15 protein-coding genes are annotated in these 20108 nt (G+C 73.6%); 8 read left to right on the top strand and 7 right to left on the bottom strand.

Features of this window, described 5'->3' with window-relative positions:
- Positions 1-54: 54 nt before the first annotated feature.
- The 3 genes from QBL21_RS27125 (at position 55) to QBL21_RS27115 (ending at position 3807) form a co-directional block, all read left to right on the top strand.
- Entirely contained in the window at positions 55-1965 is a 1911-nt protein-coding gene (locus tag QBL21_RS27125) for an exo-alpha-sialidase (protein ID WP_407564857.1), read from the top strand.
- A 144-nt stretch (positions 1966-2109) separates the two neighbouring features.
- Positions 2110-2856 (top strand): DNA repair protein RecO, encoded by a 747-nt coding sequence (recO, locus tag QBL21_RS27120; RefSeq protein WP_407564856.1) that lies wholly within the window; start codon positions 2110-2112, stop codon positions 2854-2856.
- 111 nt (positions 2857-2967) lie between these two features.
- Positions 2968-3807: an isoprenyl transferase gene (locus QBL21_RS27115; protein WP_407564855.1), complete on the top strand. Its 840-nt coding sequence runs from the start codon at positions 2968-2970 to the stop codon at positions 3805-3807.
- Positions 3808-3913: 106 nt separating this feature from the next.
- Here QBL21_RS27115 and QBL21_RS27110 read toward each other — a convergent pair whose 3' ends face one another.
- From QBL21_RS27110 to QBL21_RS27095, 4 genes are all read right to left on the bottom strand, one after another.
- Positions 3914-4342, bottom strand: coding sequence for a Fur family transcriptional regulator (locus QBL21_RS27110; protein ID WP_407564854.1), 429 nt, complete (start codon positions 4340-4342; stop codon positions 3914-3916).
- Between the two features lie 110 nt (positions 4343-4452).
- Complete coding sequence (locus QBL21_RS27105) at positions 4453-5349, bottom strand: metal ABC transporter permease (RefSeq protein WP_407566572.1); 897 nt, start codon at positions 5347-5349, stop codon at positions 4453-4455.
- Entirely contained in the window at positions 5349-6122 is a 774-nt protein-coding gene (locus tag QBL21_RS27100; RefSeq protein ID WP_407566571.1) for a metal ABC transporter ATP-binding protein, read from the bottom strand. Before QBL21_RS27100 ends, QBL21_RS27105 begins: the two co-directional genes overlap by 1 nt.
- Positions 6123-6148: 26 nt before the next feature.
- Positions 6149-7162, bottom strand: coding sequence for a metal ABC transporter substrate-binding protein (locus tag QBL21_RS27095; RefSeq protein ID WP_407564853.1), 1014 nt, complete (start codon positions 7160-7162; stop codon positions 6149-6151).
- 209 nt (positions 7163-7371) lie between these two features.
- Between QBL21_RS27095 and QBL21_RS27090 the strand changes: the two genes are divergently transcribed.
- Both QBL21_RS27090 and QBL21_RS27085 read left to right on the top strand, forming a co-directional pair.
- Complete coding sequence (locus tag QBL21_RS27090) at positions 7372-8754, top strand: glycine--tRNA ligase (RefSeq protein ID WP_407564852.1); 1383 nt, start codon at positions 7372-7374, stop codon at positions 8752-8754.
- 249 nt (positions 8755-9003) lie between these two features.
- Positions 9004-9240, top strand: coding sequence for a hypothetical protein (locus QBL21_RS27085; protein WP_407564851.1), 237 nt, complete (start codon positions 9004-9006; stop codon positions 9238-9240).
- Here the strand turns inward: QBL21_RS27085 and QBL21_RS27080 are convergent.
- Both QBL21_RS27080 and QBL21_RS27075 read right to left on the bottom strand, forming a co-directional pair.
- Positions 9229-9945, bottom strand: a complete 717-nt coding sequence (locus tag QBL21_RS27080; protein ID WP_407564850.1) for a TetR/AcrR family transcriptional regulator — start codon at positions 9943-9945, stop codon at positions 9229-9231. The genes QBL21_RS27085 and QBL21_RS27080 overlap by 12 nt on opposite strands.
- A 157-nt stretch (positions 9946-10102) precedes the next feature.
- Entirely contained in the window at positions 10103-11149 is a 1047-nt protein-coding gene (locus QBL21_RS27075) for an aldo/keto reductase (protein ID WP_407564849.1), read from the bottom strand.
- Positions 11150-11273: 124 nt separating this feature from the next.
- On the opposite strand from QBL21_RS27075, the gene QBL21_RS27070 reads away from it, so the two are divergent.
- Positions 11274-12419 carry an MBL fold metallo-hydrolase gene (locus QBL21_RS27070; RefSeq protein ID WP_407564848.1) on the top strand — a complete coding sequence of 382 codons (1146 nt, stop codon included), beginning with the start codon at positions 11274-11276 and terminating at the stop codon, positions 12417-12419.
- 111 nt (positions 12420-12530) lie between these two features.
- On the opposite strand, the gene QBL21_RS27065 is transcribed toward QBL21_RS27070, so the two are convergent.
- A complete protein-coding gene (locus tag QBL21_RS27065; protein WP_407564847.1) occupies positions 12531-16109 on the bottom strand; it encodes a BTAD domain-containing putative transcriptional regulator in 3579 nt (1192 codons plus the stop codon).
- Between the two features lie 332 nt (positions 16110-16441).
- On the opposite strand from QBL21_RS27065, the gene QBL21_RS27060 reads away from it, so the two are divergent.
- The gene (locus tag QBL21_RS27060) at positions 16442-18154 is read left to right on the top strand and encodes an MFS transporter (protein ID WP_407564846.1); all 1713 of its coding nucleotides are present in this window, start codon (positions 16442-16444) and stop codon (positions 18152-18154) included.
- 232 nt (positions 18155-18386) lie between these two features.
- Positions 18387-20108, top strand: a complete 1722-nt coding sequence (locus QBL21_RS27055; RefSeq protein WP_407564845.1) for a protein kinase domain-containing protein — start codon at positions 18387-18389, stop codon at positions 20106-20108.

Genomic DNA, 20108 nt, shown 5'->3' with positions numbered 1-20108 from the left:
TGTCCGCGTCACCACACGTGCCCGACGTACCCCCCGACGAAAGCGAGTCGCACCATGCAGCCACGCCTCGCGCCCCCCGCCAAGGACCGCCCCCGCCGAAGAAACCCCCGCCGCCCCCGCCGCGCCACCGCCCTGGCCGCCTGCGCCGCCGTCCTCGGCGCCGGCCTGACCGCACTCGCCCCCCACGCCACCGCACAAAACACCCCCGCCGCACCCGAATTCACCGAAGAAGTCCTCTTCCGGGGCGGCACCGGCGGCTACTTCTGCTACCGCATCCCCGCCGTCGTCAAAGCCGCCGACGGCACCCTCCTCGCCTTCGCCGAAGGCCGCGTCGACAGTTGCGGCGACAAAGGCGACATAGACATCGTGCTGCGCCGCTCCACCGACAACGGCGCCACCTGGACCCAGCCGCAGGTCGTCCTCGCCGGCAACGGCGACACCCGCGGCAACCCCGCCCCCGTCGTCGACCGCGAAACCGGCCGCATCTCCCTCCTCAGCACCCACAACCCCGGCGCCGACGACACCGTCCGCACCCCCTACCTCCAGCACTCCACCGACAACGGCCGCACCTGGACCCCCGCCCGCAACATGGCCGCCAACCTGTCCAAACCCGAATGGGACCGCTGGTACGCCACCGGCCCCGGCCACGGCCTCCAGCTCACCACCGGCGAACACGCCGGCCGCCTCCTCGTCGGCGGCAACCACCAGGGCCTCGACGGCCGCCAGGGCGCCCACCTCCTCTACAGCGACGACGGCGGCCAGAACTGGCACCTCGGCGCCGACGACACCCGCGCCACCCAGCCGCCCGACGTCAAACCCCAGGAACTCAGCCTCTTCGAACGCCGCGACGGCTCCGTCTACGCCGCCGCCCGCGACGAACGCGGCACCGACCCCGGCAACCGCGCCGCCGCCGTCAGCAGCGACGGCGGCACCACCTTCGACACCCCCTTCGAAACCACCCCCACCCTCGTCAGCCCCGTCGTCCAGGGCGCCACCCTCCGCCACGGCGACCGGATCCTCGCCTCCCTGCCCGCCCACCCCGCCGACCGCAAAGTCATGTCCGTACGCGCCTCCCACGACGACGGCCGCACCTGGGAACCCTGGCAGCAGGGCCGCATCATCCACTGGGGCCCCACCGCCTACTCCGACATGACCCAACTCGCCGACGACCGCATCGGCCTCCTCTACGAAGCCGGCACCGCCGGCCCGTACGAGACGATCCGCTGGGCCCGCTTCAACGACGCCTTCCTCGACCAGCCGGGCGACACCCCGCCGCAGCCCCCCGCCCCCGCCCCCGGCCCCACCACACCCGACGTCTCCGGCAGCGACAACACCGCCTACGTCCGCGGCAGCGCCACCCTGCGCCCCGGCAGGTTCGGCCAGTCCCTCTACCTCGACAACACCGCCCCCCACATCGACGCCCGCGTCGAAATCCCCTTCAGCGACGCCCTCGACGTCGGCTCCGGCGACTTCACCTGGACCGGCTGGTTCAAATACGGCCGCACCAACGGCGCCCACGCGATCATGTGGGCCTACGGAGTCGGCGGCAACGCCCCCTCCGTCTGGCTGCGCGCCGAACCCGAACAGAACCGCATCATCGCCCGCATGCAGATGGAACAGGCCGCCGTCAGCGTCCAGACCACCGCCGCCTACAACGACAACGCCTTCCACTTCGTGACCCTCAAACGCGCCGGCGGCACCCTCACCCTCACCGTCGACGGCACCTCCCACACCGCCGACGCCCCACCCGGCTCACCCACCGCCGGCAAGGAGTTCGGCATCGGCGGCATCGACATCGGCCAGCGCCTCGACGGCGCCAACCGCTTCCACGGCTACCTCGACGACATGCGCGTCTACGACCGCGCCCTGAACCGCGGCGAACTCACCGCACTGCGAAACGGCAACGCCACCGTCCCCCGAGGCCAGCAGCTCCGCCTCCCCCTCGACACCGTCAACCCCCGGTAACACCCCGCGGCACGGCCGGCCCGGGCAGCCCAGCCCGGACCGGCCCCGCCGCAGCCCCGCCCACCCGCAGCCCCACCCCCGCACCCGCCCCGGGACCCGCCCCGGGCCAGGCGCGAAACCCGCCGGGTAGGCAAGAATGGGCCCATGACCCTGTTCCGCGACGACGGCATCGTGCTGCGCACCCAGAAACTGGGCGAGGCGGACCGGATCATCACCCTGCTCACCCGCGGCCACGGCCGCGTCCGCGCCGTCGCCCGCGGCGTACGGCGCACCAAGTCGAAATTCGGCGCCCGCCTCGAACCCTTCAGCCACGTCGACGTCCAGTTCTTCACCCGCGGCAGCGACCTCGTCGGCCGCGGCCTGCCCATGTGCACCCAGACCGAGACCATCGCCCCCTACGGCGCCCCCATCGTCGGCGACTACACCCGCTACACCACCGGCACCGCCATGCTGGAAACCGCCGAACGCTTCACCGACCAGGAAGGCGAACCCGCCACCCAGCAGTACCTCCTGCTCGTCGGCGCCCTGCGCACCCTCGCCGGCGGCGCCCACGCCCCCCAGCTCGTCCTCGACGCCTACCTGCTGCGCTCCCTCGCCGTCAACGGCTACGCCCCCAGCTTCGGCAACTGCGCCCGCTGCGGCCTCGACGGCCCCCACCGGTTCTTCTCCGTCACAGCCGGGGGAGTGCTGTGCGGCGATTGCCGCGTGCCCGGTAGCGTCGTACCGTCGCCCGAGGTACTCGCGCTGCTCGGCGCACTCCTGACCGGCGACTGGCACACCGCCGACCGCTGTGGAGCGCATCACGTCAAAGAAGGCAGCGGCCTCGTCGCTGCCTATCTGCACTGGCACCTGGAGCGGGGCCTGCGCTCGCTGCGCCACGTCGAAAGGTAACCGGGAAACCGGGGGACTCGACCCGCCCCCCGGCGGGCAGAAGGCGAACAGCAGGCGGAACCGGACGGGAACGACAACGGCCCCAAGTCGAGGAACGGGAGAGCACGGCACATGGCACGACGAGGGATTCGCGGCACTTCACTGACGCGGCACCGCCGCGCATACGAGGCCCCCGAGCCGCACCCCTCCGGCGCCCGGGCGCCGAAGCTGCCCGGCGAGCTGGTCCCCGGGCACGTCGCGATCGTCATGGACGGCAACGGCCGCTGGGCCAAGGAACGCGGCCTGCCGCGCACCGAAGGCCACAAGGTCGGCGAAGCCGTCGTCCTCGACGTCGTCAAAGGCTGCATCGAACTCGGCGTGAAAAACCTCTCCGTCTACGCCTTCTCCACCGAGAACTGGAAACGCTCACCCGACGAGGTGCGCTTCCTCATGAACTTCAACCGCGACGTCATCCACCGCCGCCGCGACGAACTCGACGCCATGGGCGTACGCATCCGCTGGGCCGGCCGCATGCCCAAACTGTGGAAAAGCGTCGTCCAGGAACTCCAGGTCGCCGAGGAACAGACCCGCGGCAACGACGCCATGACCCTCTACATGTGCGTCAACTACGGGGGCCGCGCCGAGATCGCCGACGCCGCCGCCGGCATCGCCCGCGACGTCGCCGCCGGCCGCCTCGACCCCAAGAAGGTCAGCGAACGCACCTTCGCCAAATACCTCTACCACCCCGACATGCCGGACGTGGACCTGTTCATCCGGCCCTCCGGCGAGCGGCGCACCTCCAACTACCTCATCTGGCAGAGCGTCTACGCCGAAATGGTCTTCCAGGACATCCTGTGGCCCGACTTCGACCGCCGCGACCTGTGGCGCGCCTGCGTCGAGTACGCCTCCCGCGACCGCCGCTTCGGCGGCGCCATCCCCAACGACGTCAACCACCAGGCACACACCCCCTGACGGGAACGCGCACCGCGGCGGGCCCGAAACCCGCCGCACCCCCGGCCCCGCAGCGCGCCGTACCGCCCCGCGGAGACCGCCCGGAACCGCCCCGCCGGAGCCCCGCTCAGCCCCGCTCCGAACGCGCCTGCGCCGCGCACTCCGCACACGTACCGAAAACCTCCACCGTGTGCGCCACATCCACAAAACCGTGCTCCGAGGCGATCGACTCCGCCCAGCGCTCCACCGCCGGACCGTCGACCTCCACCGCCTTACCGCACACCCGGCACACCAGATGATGATGATGCTCACCGGTGCTGCACCGGCGGTACACCGCCTCACCCTCCGTCGTACGCAGCACGTCGACATCGCCCGCGTCCGCCAGCGACTGGAGCGTCCGGTACACCGTCGTCAGCCCCACCGACTCGCCGCGATGCCGCAGCATGTCGTGCAGCTCCTGGGCGCTGCGGAACTCGTCGACCTCCGCCAGCGCCGCGGCCACCGCCGCCCGCTGACGCGTCGACCGGCCGCGTACCGGGGGACCTGCGGTCGTCACCCTTGCCTCCTGCTGCTCGCTCGAAGCGCTGTCCGCCCCACGAGCCGCCATTGTGCCAGCAGCAACCGCATAACCGGGCACGACCGCCACGGCAGCCCCCACCACAACCCTCACCCCGGCCCGCCGCCAACCCGCTCACCGGCCGCCGCGACCTTCCCCCCGCCCTTCGGCCCCACCGCGCCACCCGACCGCGACCGCCACCGCGCCACCGGCACCGCCAACGCCGTCACCAGCAAGAACAACCCCAGCGCAAACAGCACGATCGTCGCCCCCGGCGGCACATCCACGTAATACGAGAACACCGTCCCCGACAGCGTCGTCACCACCCCCATCGCCACCGCCACCGCCAGCGTCGCCGCGAACGCCCGCGTCGCCTGCTGCGCCGCCGCCACCGGAATCACCATCAGCGCACTGACCAGCAGCAACCCCACCACCCGCATCGCCACCGTCACCGTCACCGCCGCCGTCACCGCAAGCAGCAGATTCAACGACCGCACCGGCAGCCCCGTGACCTTCGCGAACTCCTCGTCCTGGCAGATCGCGAAGAACTGCCGCCGCAACCCCAGCGTCACCAGCAGCACGAACACCGACAGCCACACGATCGCCACCACATCGGAGTCCGACACCGTCGTCACCGACCCGAACAGATACGTGGTCAGGTTCGCCGTCGAACCGTTCGGCGCCAGATTGATCAGCAGCACACCCCCGGCCATACCCCCGTAGAACAGCATCGCCAACGCCAGATCACCGCGCGTGCGGCCGTACGAGCGGATCAGCTCCATCGCCACCGCACCCGCCGACGCCACCAGCACCGCCGTCCACACCGGGCTCGTGTTCAGCAGAAAACCCAGCGCCACACCCGTCAGCGCCACATGCCCGATACCGTCACCCATGATCGCCTGCCGGCGCTGCACCAGATAGATGCCCACCGCCGGCGCCGCGATCCCCACCAGCAACGCCGCCAACAGCGCACGCTGCATGAACGGCGGCTCCAAAAACTCCAGCATCATGTCAGCAGCCCGGTCCTGTCCGCCTCGGCCGACTCGCCCGCCCCGCCCGGATGCGGATGGCACGCAAGATCGTGCACCCGCGCCGCCGCGTCCGCCTCCCCGCGCCCGTACTCCCGCGCCACCCGACCGCCGTCCAGCACCACCGTCCGGTCGATCAACGGCTGAAGCGGCCCCAGCTCATGCAGCACCAGCAACACCGACGCACCCCCCTGAACCTGCTCGGCCAGCGCCCGCGCCAGAATCTCCTGGCTCGGCAGATCCACCCCGCCCAGCGGCTCGTCCATGATCAGCAACTCCGGCTCCGCCGCCAGCGCCCGCGCGATCAGCACCCGCTGGTGCTGCCCACCGGACAAACGATTCACCGACTCCTTCGCCCGATCCGCCAGCCCCACCACCCCCAGCGCCCCCTCCACCGCCGACCGGTCCGCCCGCGACAGCGGCCGCAGCCCCGACCGCGACAGCCGCCCCGACGACACCACCTCCCGCACCGACGCAGGCACCCCCGACGCCGCCGTCGAACGCTGCGGCACGTACCCGATCCGCCGCCACTGCCGAAACCGCCCCAGCGGCGTCCCGAACAACTCCAGCCCGCCCGACGCCAGCGGCACCCGGCCCACCACCGCCCGCACCGTCGTCGACTTCCCCGAACCGTTCGCCCCCAGCAGCGCCACCACCTCGCCGCGCCCCACCGTCAGATCGACCCCGCCGAGCACCGCACGCCCGCCCAGCGACGCCGTCGCGCCCCGCAGCCTCACCACCGGCTCCACCACACCCGCTCCGTCCGCCACGGCCCCGCTCACTTCGCACCCAGCGCCCGCTGGAGCGCCCCGAGGTTCGCCTCCATGATCCCGAAGTAGTCGTCACCCTTCGACTTGTCCGTCACGCCCTCGATCGGGTCGAGCACATCCGTGGCCAGCCCCAGGTCACCCGCCAGGGTGCGCGCCGTCTTGTCGCTGACCAGCGTCTCGAAGAACACCGTCGTCACCCCGTCGTCCTCCGCGATGTCCTGCAACTGCTGCATCCGCGCGGCACTCGGCTCCGCCTCCGGACTCAGCCCCTTGATCGACTCCTGCACCAGGCCGTAGCGGTCCGCGAGATAGCCGAACGCGGCGTGGGTGGTGATGAACGTGTCCGTACGACGGCTCTCCAGCCCTTCGGCGAATTCGCCGTCCAGCTCGCGCAGCCGGTCCGCCAGCTCCGCCGCGTTCTTCTCGTACGCCCCCGCATGGTCCGGGTCGGCCTCCGCCATCGCCTTGCCGACACCCTCGGCGACCTCCGCGTAACGCACCGGGTCCAGCCAGATGTGCGGGTCCGCGCCGTCCTCGCCGCCGTGGTCGTGCCCCTCGTGACCCCCGTCGGCGCCTTCCTCCTCCTCGTGCCCCTCGTCCCCGTGGCCGTCTTCCTCGCCGCCGTGCTTCTCCAGCGACGTGAACTCCGACGCCTCCACGACATGCTCCGCACCCGACTGCCCGATGGCCTCGTCCACCGCCGGCTGCATGTCCTTCAGATAGACGATCAGCCCCGCGTCCGCCAGATCCCCCGTCTGCCGCGGGCTCAGCTCCAGGTCGTGCGGCTCCGTCCCCGGCTTCGTCAGCGTCGAGACCTCCGCGTGCCGGCCGCCTATCTCCTCGGCCAGGAACTGCATCGGATAGAACGACGCGGTCACCCGCAGCCTGCCGTCCTCCGTCGTGGTGCCCGACGCTCCGTCGCCGCACGCGGACAGGGCCAGCACGGCGGCCGCGGACAGCGCCGCGGCGGTGGCGGGGGTGAGACCGGATATGGAACGGCGGCTAGCTCTCATGACACTCATTTTCATCAAAGATGGAAACGATTGTCAAAAATATTTTACGTCGGAAGCCCCACCCCCGCCCCCCGACGACCCCACACCCACCCCGCAGCCACCCCGAGACCACCCCAAGGCCCTCACCCGCCCCACCCCGCCGCCCCCCGATTTGAAACCAAGGGTGCCGCCGCCGGTAACCTGGAGCACCGCTTCGTCGTCGTAATGAAGAGAGCACCGTGGCCGCCGACAAGATCGACACCATCGTCAGCCTGAGCAAGCGCCGTGGCTTCGTCTACCCGTGCAGCGAGATCTACGGCGGCCAGCGCGCCGCCTGGGACTACGGCCCCCTCGGCGTAGAGCTCAAGGAGAACATCAAGCGCCAGTGGTGGCGCTACATGGTCACCTCCCGCGACGACGTCGTCGGCCTCGACTCCTCCGTCATCCTCGCCCGCGAGGTCTGGGAAGCATCCGGCCACGTCGCCACCTTCACCGACCCCCTCACCGAATGCACCTCCTGCCACAAGCGCTTCCGCGCCGACCACCTCGAAGAGGCATACGAAGCCAAGCACGGCCACCCCCCCACCGGCGGCCTCACCGACATCAACTGCCCCCACTGCGGCAACAAGGGCGGCTTCACCGAACCCAAGCAGTTCTCCGGCCTCCTCTCCACCCACCTCGGCCCCACCCAGGACGCCGGCTCCGAAACCTTCCTGCGCCCCGAAACCGCGCAGGGCATCTTCACCAACTTCATGCAGGTCCAGACCTCCTCCCGGAAGAAGCCCCCCTTCGGCATCGCCCAGACCGGCAAGTCCTTCCGCAACGAGATCACCCCCGGCAACTTCATCTTCCGCACCCGCGAGTTCGAACAGATGGAGATGGAGTTCTTCGTCAAGCCCGGCGAAGACGAGACCTGGCACGAGTACTGGATGCAGCAGCGCTGGGAGTGGTACACCGGCCTCGGCATGCAGGAGAGCAACCTCCGCTGGTTCGAACACCCCAAGGACAAGCTCTCCCACTACTCCAAGCGCACCGTCGACATCGAATACCGCTTCAACTTCGCCGGCTCCCAGTGGGGCGAACTCGAAGGCATCGCCAACCGCACCGACTTCGACCTCAAGGCCCACTCCGCCGCCTCCGGCCAGGACCTCTCCTTCTTCGACCAGGAAGCCGGCGAACGCTGGACCCCCTACGTCATCGAACCCGCCGCCGGCGTAGGCCGCACCATGCTCGCCTTCATGCTCGACGCCTACGTCGAGGACGAAGCCCCCAACGCCAAGGGCAAGATGGAAAAGCGCACCGTCATGCGCCTCCACCCCCGCCTCGCCCCCGTCAAGGCCGCCGTCCTCCCCCTCTCCCGCAACCCCGAACTCTCCCCCAAGGCCAAGGGGCTCGCCGCCGACCTCCGCGGCCACTGGAACATCGAGTTCGACGACGCCGGCGCCATCGGCCGCCGCTACCGCCGCCAGGACGAAATCGGCACCCCCTACTGCATCACCGTCGACTTCGACACCCTCGACGACAACGCAGTCACCGTCCGCGAACGCGACACCATGAAGCAGGAACGCGTCTCCCTCGACCAGGTCGGCACCTACCTCGCCGGCCGCCTCATCGGCTGCTGACCCACCCGCACCACCACGACGGCGCCCCCACCCGGGGGCGCCGTCGCCGTATGCCCGGACCCCACGGATTACGCGCAGCAGGCTGCGGCAAACCGGCCCCTTGCTGCACACTGTGCCCCACCGCCGCACCGGAACGCGCCACGCACAGCACACTCGGAACCAGCACAACCACGCACAGCACAACCACGCACAGCACAACCACGCACAGCGGAGCCAGGAGCAGCAGGAGCAGCGAACGCAGGAGGCGCCATGCAGGCGAGGGCCACCAGCCGGGTCACCGGCACCGACGCGGACGGCCGCGAACACACCGTGCACGTCACAGGCGCCGGCGCCCGGCGCAGACTCGAATGCGAAAGCTGCGACTGGAACAGAGCCGCACAGTTCCTGCCCTGGCTCAAAGCCGAAGAACACCTCGCCGAAGCACACGCCGCCGCCACCGGCACGCCCCCCGCCGACCCCGCACCGGGAAGCCCGTCAGGGACGTAGCCCCCGCACCACCACGTCCACCACCAACCGGAACTCCGCCTCCACCCCCGGCCCCTCCCAGTCCGGCGCGAACGCCGGATCATGGAACCGGCTCGTCGCATCGAACACCGCCCGCGCCACCCCCTCCACCGAACGCCGCGCCGCCTCCGCCACAGCCGTCGACTCCGCATCCGCCGCCGCCTCCGCGGCCGGCACCGACAGCACCCCCTGACGCACCCCGTCCTCCAGGATCAGCGTCAACTGCCCCGTCAGCTCCGCGATATGCCGCGCCACCACACCGGCCACCGTCGGCGCCGCACCCGCAGCCGCAGCCCCCTCCGCGCCCGGAGCGAGCGCCGCGCCCGTACGCGCCGCGGAAGCGCCGTCACCGATCAGCGCCATGTACGTCGCGAACATCTCCGGATCGTCATGCGCCTTGTGCCGCTTCGCGTCGAACAGCCCCGCCAGCCACCGCCGCAACCGCACATCCGCCGGACCCTCCGCTGCCGCCACCTTCTCCAGCACCGCCGACGTCCGATCCAGCCACCGCGCCGCCACCGCCGCATGCAGCGCCGCCTTGCTCGGAAAATGCCGGTACACCGAGCCGTGGCTCACGCCCAGCGCCCGCGCCACGTCCACCACCGTGGCCTTCGCCGGGCCGTAGCGGCGCAGCACGTCCTCCGTGGCTTCGAGGATGCGCTCGGGGGTCAGGGTCTCGGACGGCATCGGCGCTCTCCGGCTCTCGGCTCTCCCGACTGTCGTCGGCTCTGCTACCAGCTTCGCAGCCGGCTCCGACATCGACACCGGCACCGGCTCCGCCGCGGGTGCCGGGGGCGCCGGACCGGTCCCGGGCCGGCGCCGGCGGCAGGGCACCGACAGACCGTCAGCCGGCCCGCGAACCCGCCGTCCCGCTGCTCTTCTCACTGTCCAGCATCGCCATCTGCTCCGGCGCGTACCGCTCGCCCGCCGCCGACCCGGCCGGCACCGCCCGCTCGATCGCGGCCAGATCGTCCGCGCCGAGCACCACGTCCAGGGCGCCGAGGGACTCGGCGAGCCGGTCACGGCGCCGGGCACCCACGAGCGGCACGATGTCCTCGCCGCGGCTGAGGACCCAGGCGACGGCGATCTGCGCGACCGTAACACCCCTGCCGTCCGCGACCTGCCGCAGGGCGTCGACGAGCGCGAGGTTCCGGTCGAGGTTCCCGGTCGCGAAGCGGGGGCTGGCCGCCCGGAAGTCGTGCGCGGACAGGTCACGGACGCTCTCGCGCGTCATGTGCCCGCTGATCAGGCCGCGGGAGAGCACCCCGTACGCGGTGACCGAGACACCCAGCTCGCGGCAGACGGGCAGGATCTCGTCCTCGATGCCGCGGGAGACCAGCGAGTACTCGATCTGGAGATCGGCGACCGGCGCCGTGGCCGCGGCCCGGCGCACCGTCTCCGCACCCACCTCGGAGAGCCCGACGTGCCGCACGTAGCCGGCGTCGATCAGCTCCCGCACCGCGCCGACGGTCTCCTCGACGGGCACGTCCGGATCGAGGCGGGCGAGGCGGTAGACGTCGATGTGGTCGGTGCCCAGGCGCTGGAGCGAGTACGCGGCGAAGTTCTTCACCGCGGCGGGCCGGCCGTCGTAGCCGAGGAAGGCGCCGGAGGGGTCGCGCAGGGCGCCGAACTTGACGCTGACTACGGCCTGGTCGCGGCTGCCGGGACGGGCGGCGAGGGCGTCGCGGATCAGCAGCTCGTTGTGGCCCATGCCGTAGAAGTCGCCGGTGTCCAGCAGGGTCACGCCGGCGTCGAGGGCGGCGTGGATGGTGGCGATGGACTCCTGGCGGTCGACCGGTCCGTAGAGGGCGGACATGCCCATGCAGCCGAGGCCGAGGGCGGAGACGCGGGGGCCGGTGGCGCCGAGGGGGCGAGTCGGGATCGAAGTCATGATGACAAGTATGGAATGACGAATGACAGATGTCAAAATCTGTCAGTGCTACTTTCTCAGGGAATCCGGAACACCACCGTCCCCACCGCCGTTGACCCCACAGTCAGAGACCAAGGAGTGGCCCATGCGTCGAGTTCGCCCCGCGTCTTTCGGTGCCGAGCCGGCCGGAGCCCGGCTGGAGCGGATCCTCAACTCGCCGAACTACGACCCGGAGGCCGGCGCGTTCCGCAACCCCGTCCCTTCCGACATCAGCCCGCAGCCCGGCGGCGGCTCCCGCGGCGAGATGGTCCGCGCCCTGCTCCGCCGCGACGGCCGCAAGCCGGCGGGCGCCGTCCCCGTGCAGCGCCCGGACCTGTCCGCCCCGCCCGCCGACGGGCTGCGCCTCACGTGGCTCGGCCACGCCACGGTCCTCGCCGAGATCGACGGCCGCCGGGTCCTCTTCGACCCGGTCTTCGGCGAGCGCTGCTCGCCGTTCTCCTTCGCGGGCCCGCGCCGCTTCCACCGCCCGCCGCTGCCGGTCGCCGAACTCGGCCCGCTCGACGCCGTCGTCATCTCCCACGACCACTACGACCACCTCGACATGTCGACCGTCCGCGAACTCCGCGAGGCGGTCGCGGACGACGTGCTGTTCGCCGTGCCCCTCGGCGTCGGCGCCCACCTGGAGCGCTGGGGCGTGCCCCAGGACCGCATCGCCGAACTCGACTGGCACGAGTCCACCGAGGCCGCGGGCCTGACCCTCACCGCGACCCCCGCCCGCCACTTCTGCGGCCGGGGCATCCGCAACAAGCAGCGCACGCTGTGGGCCTCCTGGTCCGTGCGCGGCCCCGGGCACCGCGTCTTCCACAGCGGCGACACCGGCTACTTCCCCGGCTTCGCCGACATCGGCGCCGAGCACGGCCCGTTCGACGCGGCGATGGTGCAGATCGGCGCGTACAGCGACTTCTGGCCGGACATCCACATGACCCCCGAGGAGGGCGTACGGGCCCACCTCGACCTGCGCGGCGGGGTGCTGCTGCCCATCCACTGGGGCACGTTCAACCTCGCCCCGCACCGCTGGGAGGAGCCCGCGGAGCGCACCGCCGCCGCGGCGGCGGAGTCCGGCGTGCGCGCGGCGATCCCCCGTCCCGGCGAGCCCTTCGAGCCGTCGGCGCCGGTGCTGCCGACGACGCCGTGGTGGGAGGAGGTCGCCGCCCCCGCGCGCAGTCCCCAGCCGGGCGGACACGGCGGCCGGCCGGCGCCGGCGAAGCCGAGTCCGGCGACGGAGCGGTAGCGGGGGAGGGGGAGAGGCCCGGCGGGCGGCAGTTGGCGCGGCGCCGGCCCGGGCGGCGCCGGGCCCCCGGGGTTCCGGAGGTGCGTTTGTTCCGTCTTCGATGGGGCGGCCTTAGTCGCTACGGGCTGCCGGTGGCCGGGCGCGGGTCCGGCCGTGGTTCCGGTGGGTTGCCGGGTGGTCGGTCACCGTCATCGTGCGGCCCTCCTCGTGGGCCGCGGCGAACGCCGCCTCGCCCAGGGCCGCCGTCGCGCGGGCCGTGATCCGGTCGACGTCGCCCCGCTCCGCCTCCGGCAGCGGTGCGCCCGCCGCCGTGCGCAGCGCGGCGGCCGTGCCGAGGAGGCGGGCGGCGGGGGCGTGGTTGCCGGCCAGCGTCTCGACGCCCGCCAGGCCCTCCAGCGCCAGCGCCGCGGCCCGCGGGTCCTCCGACAGGAGCGCGGCGGCCAGCCCCTCGCGCTGCATGGCTCGGGCCTGCGCGGCGTCTCCGCGCTGCTCGGCGAGGAAGCCCAGCTCTGCCGCGATCAGCGCCACCCCGCGTGGGGCGGCTGAGCAGTCGAGGCCGCGCCACCACTCCAGCCAGGGGCGCAGGTGCGCCTCGGCGGCCTCGGGCCGCCCCGCCCTGCGGGCGACCATCCCGAGGCCGATCTCGGCGAACTCCTCGCCGACCGGGTCGAAGTGCGCGGTGGCCAGCGCCATGGCCCGCTCGTGCAGCCGCCGCGACTCGGGCAGGTCGCCGGTGAGCATCGTGATCCGGCCGAGCCCGGCGAGGCGGTAGGACTGCTGGGCCCACAGGCCGAGTTCCTCCGCCCGGCGGGCGTCGTCGCGGTGCAGGCGCGCGGCGAGCGCGTAGTCGCCGGTGATCTCGGCGTGCTCCGCCATGGCCTCGCCGGCTTCGAGCCGGCCCCAGTCCTCGCCCAGTTCGTCGAAGATGCGCACGGCGGTCGCTGACTTCCGCGCGAGCCCCGCGAGGTCCCCGCGGAAGAGCGCCACGGTCGCCTGCACGACGAACGCGGCGGCCTCGCCCCAGCGGTCCCCGCGCGTACGGAACTCGCCCATCGCCCGGTCCGCGAGCACCGCGGCGCGGGCGATGCTGCCGAAGTTGGCCTCGGCGTGGGCGAGGAACCACACCGCCCGGCTGTCGGCGGCGTCCCCGGGGAACCCCGGTTCGGTGGTGGGCGGGTCGGGGGCGCAGTCGGCGTCCGCCTGGTTCGTCCCGCCCGTCTCGACTGCGTCGCCCGTCTCGCCCGTCCCGTCCGTCTCGCCCGTCTCGCCCGTCCCGCCCGTCTCGTACGTTCCGGGCGTAGCCGTTCCGCGGGGTGCGTCGGGCCTGGCCGGGGTACGGACCGCGGCGTCGAGCCGGGCGAAGCCGGCGTGCCAGGCGGCGACGGTGGCCCGCAGCGCGGCGACATCGGCGGCCTCGTCGGCCCCCTCGGCCCTCTCGGCGTCCCGGGCCGCCCCCGTCGTGCCCGTCGTCCCCGACGTGCCCGGCGCGCCCGTCTCCAGGGCGCGCGTCAGTGCTCGCGTGCTTTCGCGGTGGCGTCCGCGCAGGAACCAGTACCACGCCAGCGCGTTCGCCAGCCGCAGCGCCAGCGTCGCGTCGCCCGTCGTGGTGGCGGTGTCCAGGGCGCGGCGCAGGTTCGCCGCCTCGGCGTCGAGGCAGGTCAGCCAGCGGGCCTGGGTGCGGGTGTAGAGGTGGGGGGCGGCGCGTTGGGCGAGGTCGGCGTAGTGGGCGGCGTGGCGGCGTAGCGCGTGGGCGTGTTCGCCGGCGGCGGTCAGCTCTTCGAGGCCGTACGCGGCCACCGACTCCAGCAGCCCGTAGCGGGGCCCGTCCGGGCCGGGGGTGGTGACGACGAGGGACCGGTCGACCAGGCGGGCCAGGAGGTCGGCGACGTCGGCGGGGTCGATGTCCGTACCGGCGCAGACGGCTTCCGCGGCGGGCAGCGTGGTGCCGGTGGCGAAGACGGACAGGCGGCGCAGGACGGCCTGTTCTGCGGGGGTCAGGAGTTCCCAGCTCCAGGTGATCGTCGCGCGCAGGGTGCGCTGCCGTTCGGGCGCGTCGCGGCGGGTGCTGCCGGCGGCGAGGACGCGGAAGCGGTCGTCCAGGCGTTCGGCGAGGCGGTGGACGCCGAGGGCGCGGACGCGGGTGGCGGCGAGTTCGAGCGCGAGGGGGATGCCGTCGAGGCGGCGGCAGATGGCGGCGACGGCGGCGGCGCCGTCGGGGTCGAGCTGGAAGCCGGGGGCCGCGGCGGCGGCGCGGGCGAGGAAGAGCCGTACGGCGCTGGACTCCTGGAGGCATTCGGCGGACGGCTCGGCGGTGCTTGCCGGCGCGGTGCGGGTCGCGGCGGTGCCGGCGGCGGTGGTGTCCGCGGGTGCGCTCTCCCAGTGCGGCGGGGGGAGGGTCAGCGGCGGTACGGCGTAGAGGGTTTCGCCGGCGATGGCCAGCGGCTCCTGGCTGGTGGCGAGGATGCGCAGGCCGGGGGCGGCGCGCAGGAGGCGGGCGGCGAGCGGGGCGACGGACTCGACCAGGTGCTCGCAGTTGTCGAGGACGAGGAGGAGCCGTTTGGCGCGTACGGCGTCGGTGAGGACGTCGTGGGTGGGGCGCCCTTCGGTGTCGTGGACGCCGAGGACGTGGGCGACGACGTCGGCGGGGTCGTCGTAGCAGCGGCGGCCGGCGAGTTCGGCGACCCAGACGCCGTCGGGGAAGTCGCCGGGGAGGCCGGCGGGGGCGTCGGTCACCGCCTGGGCGGCGACTTCGAGGGCGAGGCGGGTCTTGCCGACGCCGCCGGGGCCGCCGAGGGTGACGAGGCGTTCGGTGTGGAGGAGTTTGCGTACGTCGGTGAGTTCGCGGTGGCGGCCGATGAGTTCGGTGACGGGGGCGGGGAGATTGGACGGCGGCTGCGCCGTGACCGCGGCGGGCACCGTGAGGGCTGTGGCCGTCGTCCCCAAGGCCGGGTCCTGGGCCAGGATCGCGCGTTGCAGCGCGGTCACCTCGGGGCCGGGCGTCAGGCCAAGTTCGCGGGCGAGGTGGCGGCGCAGGTCGTCGTAGGCGGTCAGGGCTTCGCTCTGGCGTCCGGCGCGGTAGAGGGCGGTCATGTGGGCGGCGCGCAGGCGTTCCCGTAGCGGGTGGCGGGCGACGAGGTCGCCGAGTTCGGCGGCGAGGGGGCCGTGTTCGCCGAGGGCGAGCCGGGCGTGCGCGAGTTCCTCGACGGCGGTCAGCCGGTTCTCCTCCAGCCGTGTCACTTCGGCGCGGGTGAAGTCCCGGTCGGCGACGTCCTCGTACGCGCCGCCGCGCCACAGCGCCAGCGCCTCGCGCAGCCGCGCCGCCCGTGCGTCCGGGGCGTCGGTGGTACGGGCCCGGGCGAGGAGGGCGGTGAAGCGGCGGGCGTCCACGGAGTCGGGGCCGGCGGCGAGGCGGTAGCCGCCGTGTTCGCGTACGACCAGCTCGCGGGCGTCGGGCTCGGCGGCGGCGAGGGCGCGGCGCAACTGCCAGACGCGGGTCTGGAGCGTCGCGGCCGGGTTCGCGGGGCGGGCCTCCGGGGGCCACAGGTCCTCCACGAGCCGGTCGGCGGAGACGGTGCGGCCCTCGTGGAGCAGCAGGTCCGCGAGGAGCGCGCGCACCTTCCGCTCGGCGACCTTGACCGGTTCGCCGGCATCCGTCCACACCGCCAGTGGACCGAGGACCCCGTATCGCATGCCTCAAAGGTACGCAGCGGGTCCGACAACGCGCGCCGGAGCGGGCCGGGGCTGCTCGTACGGGGTGCGGCCGGGCCCGGTCGGCGGGCCGCCTGGTCCCCGCCGTGTACGTGCCGTCACCGGGTGTACGCGGCCGGGCCGCCCGCGGGCGCCGGTGGCCGGGGGCCGGGGGCCGGTCGAGAGCGGATCTGGAGTGGACCGAGAGAGGCGCGTCGCACAGTCGGGTCCGTAGCACCGGCGGGCGTGACCGACCGCCCGTACGGCCCGTACCTCACGCCCCGCCCGTACCGACCCGGTCCGCCGAACGTTCCACCCACCCCGAAGGGACCCCCGTGAACACCGACCTCACCCCCGGCACCGACGCCCCCGACCCAGGCGGCACCGAGGGCTCCGGCGGCTCCGGCGGCTCCGGCGAGCGCGCCGGGCTGCGTGCGTGGGCCGGGCTCGCGGTGCTGGCCCTGCCCACCCTCCTCCTGGCCCTCGACATCTCCGTCCTGCACCTGGCCGTGCCGCATCTGGCCGCCGACCTCCAGCCCAGCAGCACCCAGATGCTGTGGATCATCGACATCTACGGCTTCATGATCGCCGGCTTCCTGGTGACGATGGGCACGCTCGGCGACCGCGTCGGCCGCCGCCGGCTGCTGCTGATCGGCGCCGCCGCCTTCGGCGCCGCGTCCGTCGCCGCCGCGTACGCGCCGAGCGCGGAGGCGCTGATCGTCGCCCGGCTGCTGCTGGGCGTGGCCGGGGCGACGCTGATGCCGTCCACGCTCTCGCTGATCAGCAATCTCTTCCTCGACCCGCGGCAGCGCGGTCTGGCGTTCGCGATCTGGGCGGCGATGTTCTCCCTGGGTGTCGCGCTCGGGCCGGTGCTGGGCGGGGCGCTGCTGGAGCAGTTCTGGTGGGGTTCGGCGTTCCTGCTGGGCATCCCGGTGATGGTGCTGCTGCTGGTGGCGGGGCCGGTCCTGCTGCCGGAGTCGCGGGATCCGGATCCGGGCCGGGTGGATGCGGCGAGCGTGGTGCTGTCGCTGGTGACGATGCTTCCGGCGACGTACGCGATCAAGGAACTGGCGCACGGGCTCGCGGTGCTGCCGCTGCTGTCAGCCGCGCTGGGGGTGACGGCGGGGACGCTGTTCGTGCGCAGGCAGCGGAAGTTGGCGAACCCGCTGCTGGATCTGGCGCTCTTCGCCGACCGGTCGTTCCGCAGCGCGCTGCTGATCATTCTGGTGGGGACGGTCGCGGTGAGCGGCTCGTATCTGTTCGTGACGCAGTATCTCCAGATGGTGGAGGGCCAGTCGGCGTTCCGCGCGGGGCTGTGGCTGCTGCCGCCGGCGGCGGTGCTGATCGTCTCGTCGGTGGCGGCGCCGGTGTTCGCGCGCCGGTTCGGCCCGGGGGCCGTGATGGGTGCGGGGCTGGCGTCGGCGGCGGCGGGGTACCTGCTGCTGAGCCGGGTCGAGGCGGGTGGCGCGGGGGACATCGCGCTGATCGTCGTGGCGTACGCGCTGGTGAACTCGGGCATCGGCCCGGTGCTGGCGCTGGGCACCGAGCTGGTGGTGGGTTCTGCACCGCCGGAGAAGGCGGGCGCGGCGTCGGCGATCAGCGAGACGAGTTCGGAGCTGGGCGTGGCGCTGGGCGTCGCGGTTCTGGGGAGCGTGGGCACGGCGGTGTACCGGTCGGGGGTCGGCGACGGGGTGCCGGAGGGGACGCCGGAGGCGGCTGCGGACACGGCGCGGGAGACCCTGGCGGGCGCGACGGGGGTGGCGGAGGAGTTGCCGGTGCGGCAGGGCGCGGAGTTGCTGGGGGCGGCGCAGGAGGCGTTCGCGGGCGGTCTGGCGACGGTGGGCGTGATCAGCGCGGTGCTGTCGCTGGCGGTGGCGGCGGTGGCGTTCACGGCGCTGCGGGGCGCGGGCGCGGGTGCGGGTGCGGGTGCGGAGAAGAACGTGGCTGGGGAGAGCGCCGTGGTTGCGGAGAGTGCCCCGGCTGGGGAGAGCGCCGCGGCCGGGGAGGCGGCCGGGGTCGCGGAGAAGGCCGCGGTTGCGGAGAAGTGAGCGGAGGGCGTACGGGGGCCTCCGCCGCCCCCGTACGCGCCGCCGTCCCCGGCGTGCGCTCCGTGCCCCGGCGGGCACGCCCGACTCCGCTGTCACCTGGGCCCGTTAGGCTGCCCCCAGTCACGGACACAGTGCACGCATCGGACACGGTGCGCGCACCGAAGGGCAGAGGGCGGCTGTGGGGGAGAGCGAAGCGGGGGTCGGCCGGCGGCTTGCCGGGCGGTATCGCGTGGTGGGGCAGCTCGGACGGGGCGGCATGGGCACGGTGTGGCGTGCCGTGGACGAGGTCCTGGGCCGTGAGGTCGCGGTCAAGGAGCTGCGCCCGTTAGGGGAGGGCGCGGCCCATGACGCGCAGGAGTTGCGGCTGAGGATGCAGCGGGAGGCGCGGGCCGCGGCCCGCGTCGACCACCCGGGCGTCATCGCCGTGCACGACGTCACGGAGCACGAGGGCCGTCCCCTGATCGTCATGGAGCTGGTCGACGGGCCCTCCCTGGACGACGTCATCCGCGAACGGGGCGTGCTGGACCCGGCGGAGGCCGCCGGTATCGGCGCGAAGGTCGTGGACGCGCTGGCCGCGGCGCACCGGGCGGGAGTCCTGCACCGCGACGTCAAGCCCGCGAACATCCTGCTGGCCCGCAGTGGCCGCGTCGTCCTCACCGACTTCGGCATCGCCGCGATGGACGACCCGGGCGACGACGGTTCGACGCGGCTGACCGCCCCCGGCGAGATGGTCGGCTCCATCGACTACCTGTCGCCCGAGCGGGCCCGCGGCGAGATGCCGGGCCCGCCGTCGGATGTGTGGTCGCTCGGCGCGACGCTGTACGCGGCGGTCGAGGGCATGTCGCCGTTCCGCCGGTCGTCCACGTGGTCGACCATCAGCGCCATCGTCGTGGATCCGCTGCCCGAGCCGCAGCGCGCGGGCGTGCTGGCGGGTGCGCTGCGGGAGTTGATGGACAAGGACCCGGGTCGCCGCGCGGACGCGCTGCGCGCGGGCCGGCTGCTCGCGGCGGTCGCGGCGGGCGAGCCGCTGTCCGACCCGGCGGAGACGATGCGCCTGAGCGGCGGCCTCGGCCTCGGCGCGGGGGCCGCGGGTGCCGCGGCTTCCGGTACGGGCACGGGGCCGGGCGGGTTCGGCCCGGCACCGGAGTCGCACACCCCGTCGATGCCGCCGCAGGCGTTGAACGCGGCGGCCAGCGCGTACGGGCCTGGCGGCCGGCAGCCGGGCGGGCAGCCGGGCGGGCAGCAGAACCAGGGCGTGTCGCCGGGTCAGGCGACGCCGCCGGGCCAGTTCACCCCGTACGGCCAGAGCCCGCCGGCCACCGCGGGCACCCCGCCCGGCACCTCCCCGTCGCGGCGCCGCCGCCCGCTGATGCTGGCCGGTGCGGCGGTCGCGGTGGCGGCCGTGGCGGCGCTGGCCTTCACGGTGCCGGGCTGGGTCGGCTCCGACGACGGCGACGACACGGCGAACGGCAGTGGGGCGGACCGGAGTTCCAGCGCCCCCGCCGACCAGGGCAAGCAGCCGGGCAGCGTGAAGCCGTCAAAGGCGAAGGACGACGGCAAGGAGTCCGCCTCCCCGTCCCCGAGTCCCTCCGCAGCGGGCACCTCGCAGCCCACCGAGGACCCCGCCGAGACCGACCCCGCCCCCAAGCCCACCCGCCCCGAAGCGACCTCGGCCAAGCCGACCACCCCCACGACCTCCGCACCGCCCGCGGACCCCTGGGACTCCTGCACGTACTACTCGGGCACGGCCCTCACCCAGAACGGCGACAGCGGCGAGCGCGTGGTGCAGGTCCAGTGCATCCTCCGCGCCCGCGGCTACGACCTCGGCGCGGGCGGCGTCGACGGCATGTTCGGCGCGAACACGGAGGCGGCGGTCAAGAGCTTCCAGTCCGCGAAGGGCCTGGCCGTCGACGGCCAGGTGGGCCCCGACACGTGGGGTGCGCTGAGGGGTTGA

This window comes from Streptomyces sp. 184 (genome assembly GCF_045781775.1).
In the GTDB taxonomy this organism is placed as follows: domain Bacteria; phylum Actinomycetota; class Actinomycetes; order Streptomycetales; family Streptomycetaceae; genus Streptomyces.
This window is presented reverse-complemented; position numbering and strand designations above follow the sequence as displayed.

What these genes read in the sequence shown, in the direction of transcription:
- QBL21_RS27125 (WP_407564857.1), top strand. Translation starts at nt 55, where the DNA reads ATGCAGCCACGCCTCGCGCCCCCCGCCAAGGACCGCCCCCGCCGAAGA.
- recO (WP_407564856.1), top strand. Translation starts at nt 2,110, where the DNA reads ATGACCCTGTTCCGCGACGACGGCATCGTGCTGCGCACCCAGAAACTG.
- QBL21_RS27115 (WP_407564855.1), top strand. Translation starts at nt 2,968, where the DNA reads ATGGCACGACGAGGGATTCGCGGCACTTCACTGACGCGGCACCGCCGC.
- QBL21_RS27105 (WP_407566572.1), bottom strand. Translation starts at nt 5,349, where the DNA reads ATGCTGGAGTTTTTGGAGCCGCCGTTCATGCAGCGTGCGCTGTTGGCG.
- QBL21_RS27095 (WP_407564853.1), bottom strand. Translation starts at nt 7,162, where the DNA reads ATGAGTGTCATGAGAGCTAGCCGCCGTTCCATATCCGGTCTCACCCCC.
- QBL21_RS27085 (WP_407564851.1), top strand. Translation starts at nt 9,004, where the DNA reads ATGCAGGCGAGGGCCACCAGCCGGGTCACCGGCACCGACGCGGACGGC.
- QBL21_RS27080 (WP_407564850.1), bottom strand. Translation starts at nt 9,945, where the DNA reads ATGCCGTCCGAGACCCTGACCCCCGAGCGCATCCTCGAAGCCACGGAG.
- QBL21_RS27075 (WP_407564849.1), bottom strand. Translation starts at nt 11,149, where the DNA reads ATGACTTCGATCCCGACTCGCCCCCTCGGCGCCACCGGCCCCCGCGTC.
- QBL21_RS27070 (WP_407564848.1), top strand. Translation starts at nt 11,274, where the DNA reads ATGCGTCGAGTTCGCCCCGCGTCTTTCGGTGCCGAGCCGGCCGGAGCC.
- QBL21_RS27065 (WP_407564847.1), bottom strand. Translation starts at nt 16,109, where the DNA reads ATGCGATACGGGGTCCTCGGTCCACTGGCGGTGTGGACGGATGCCGGC.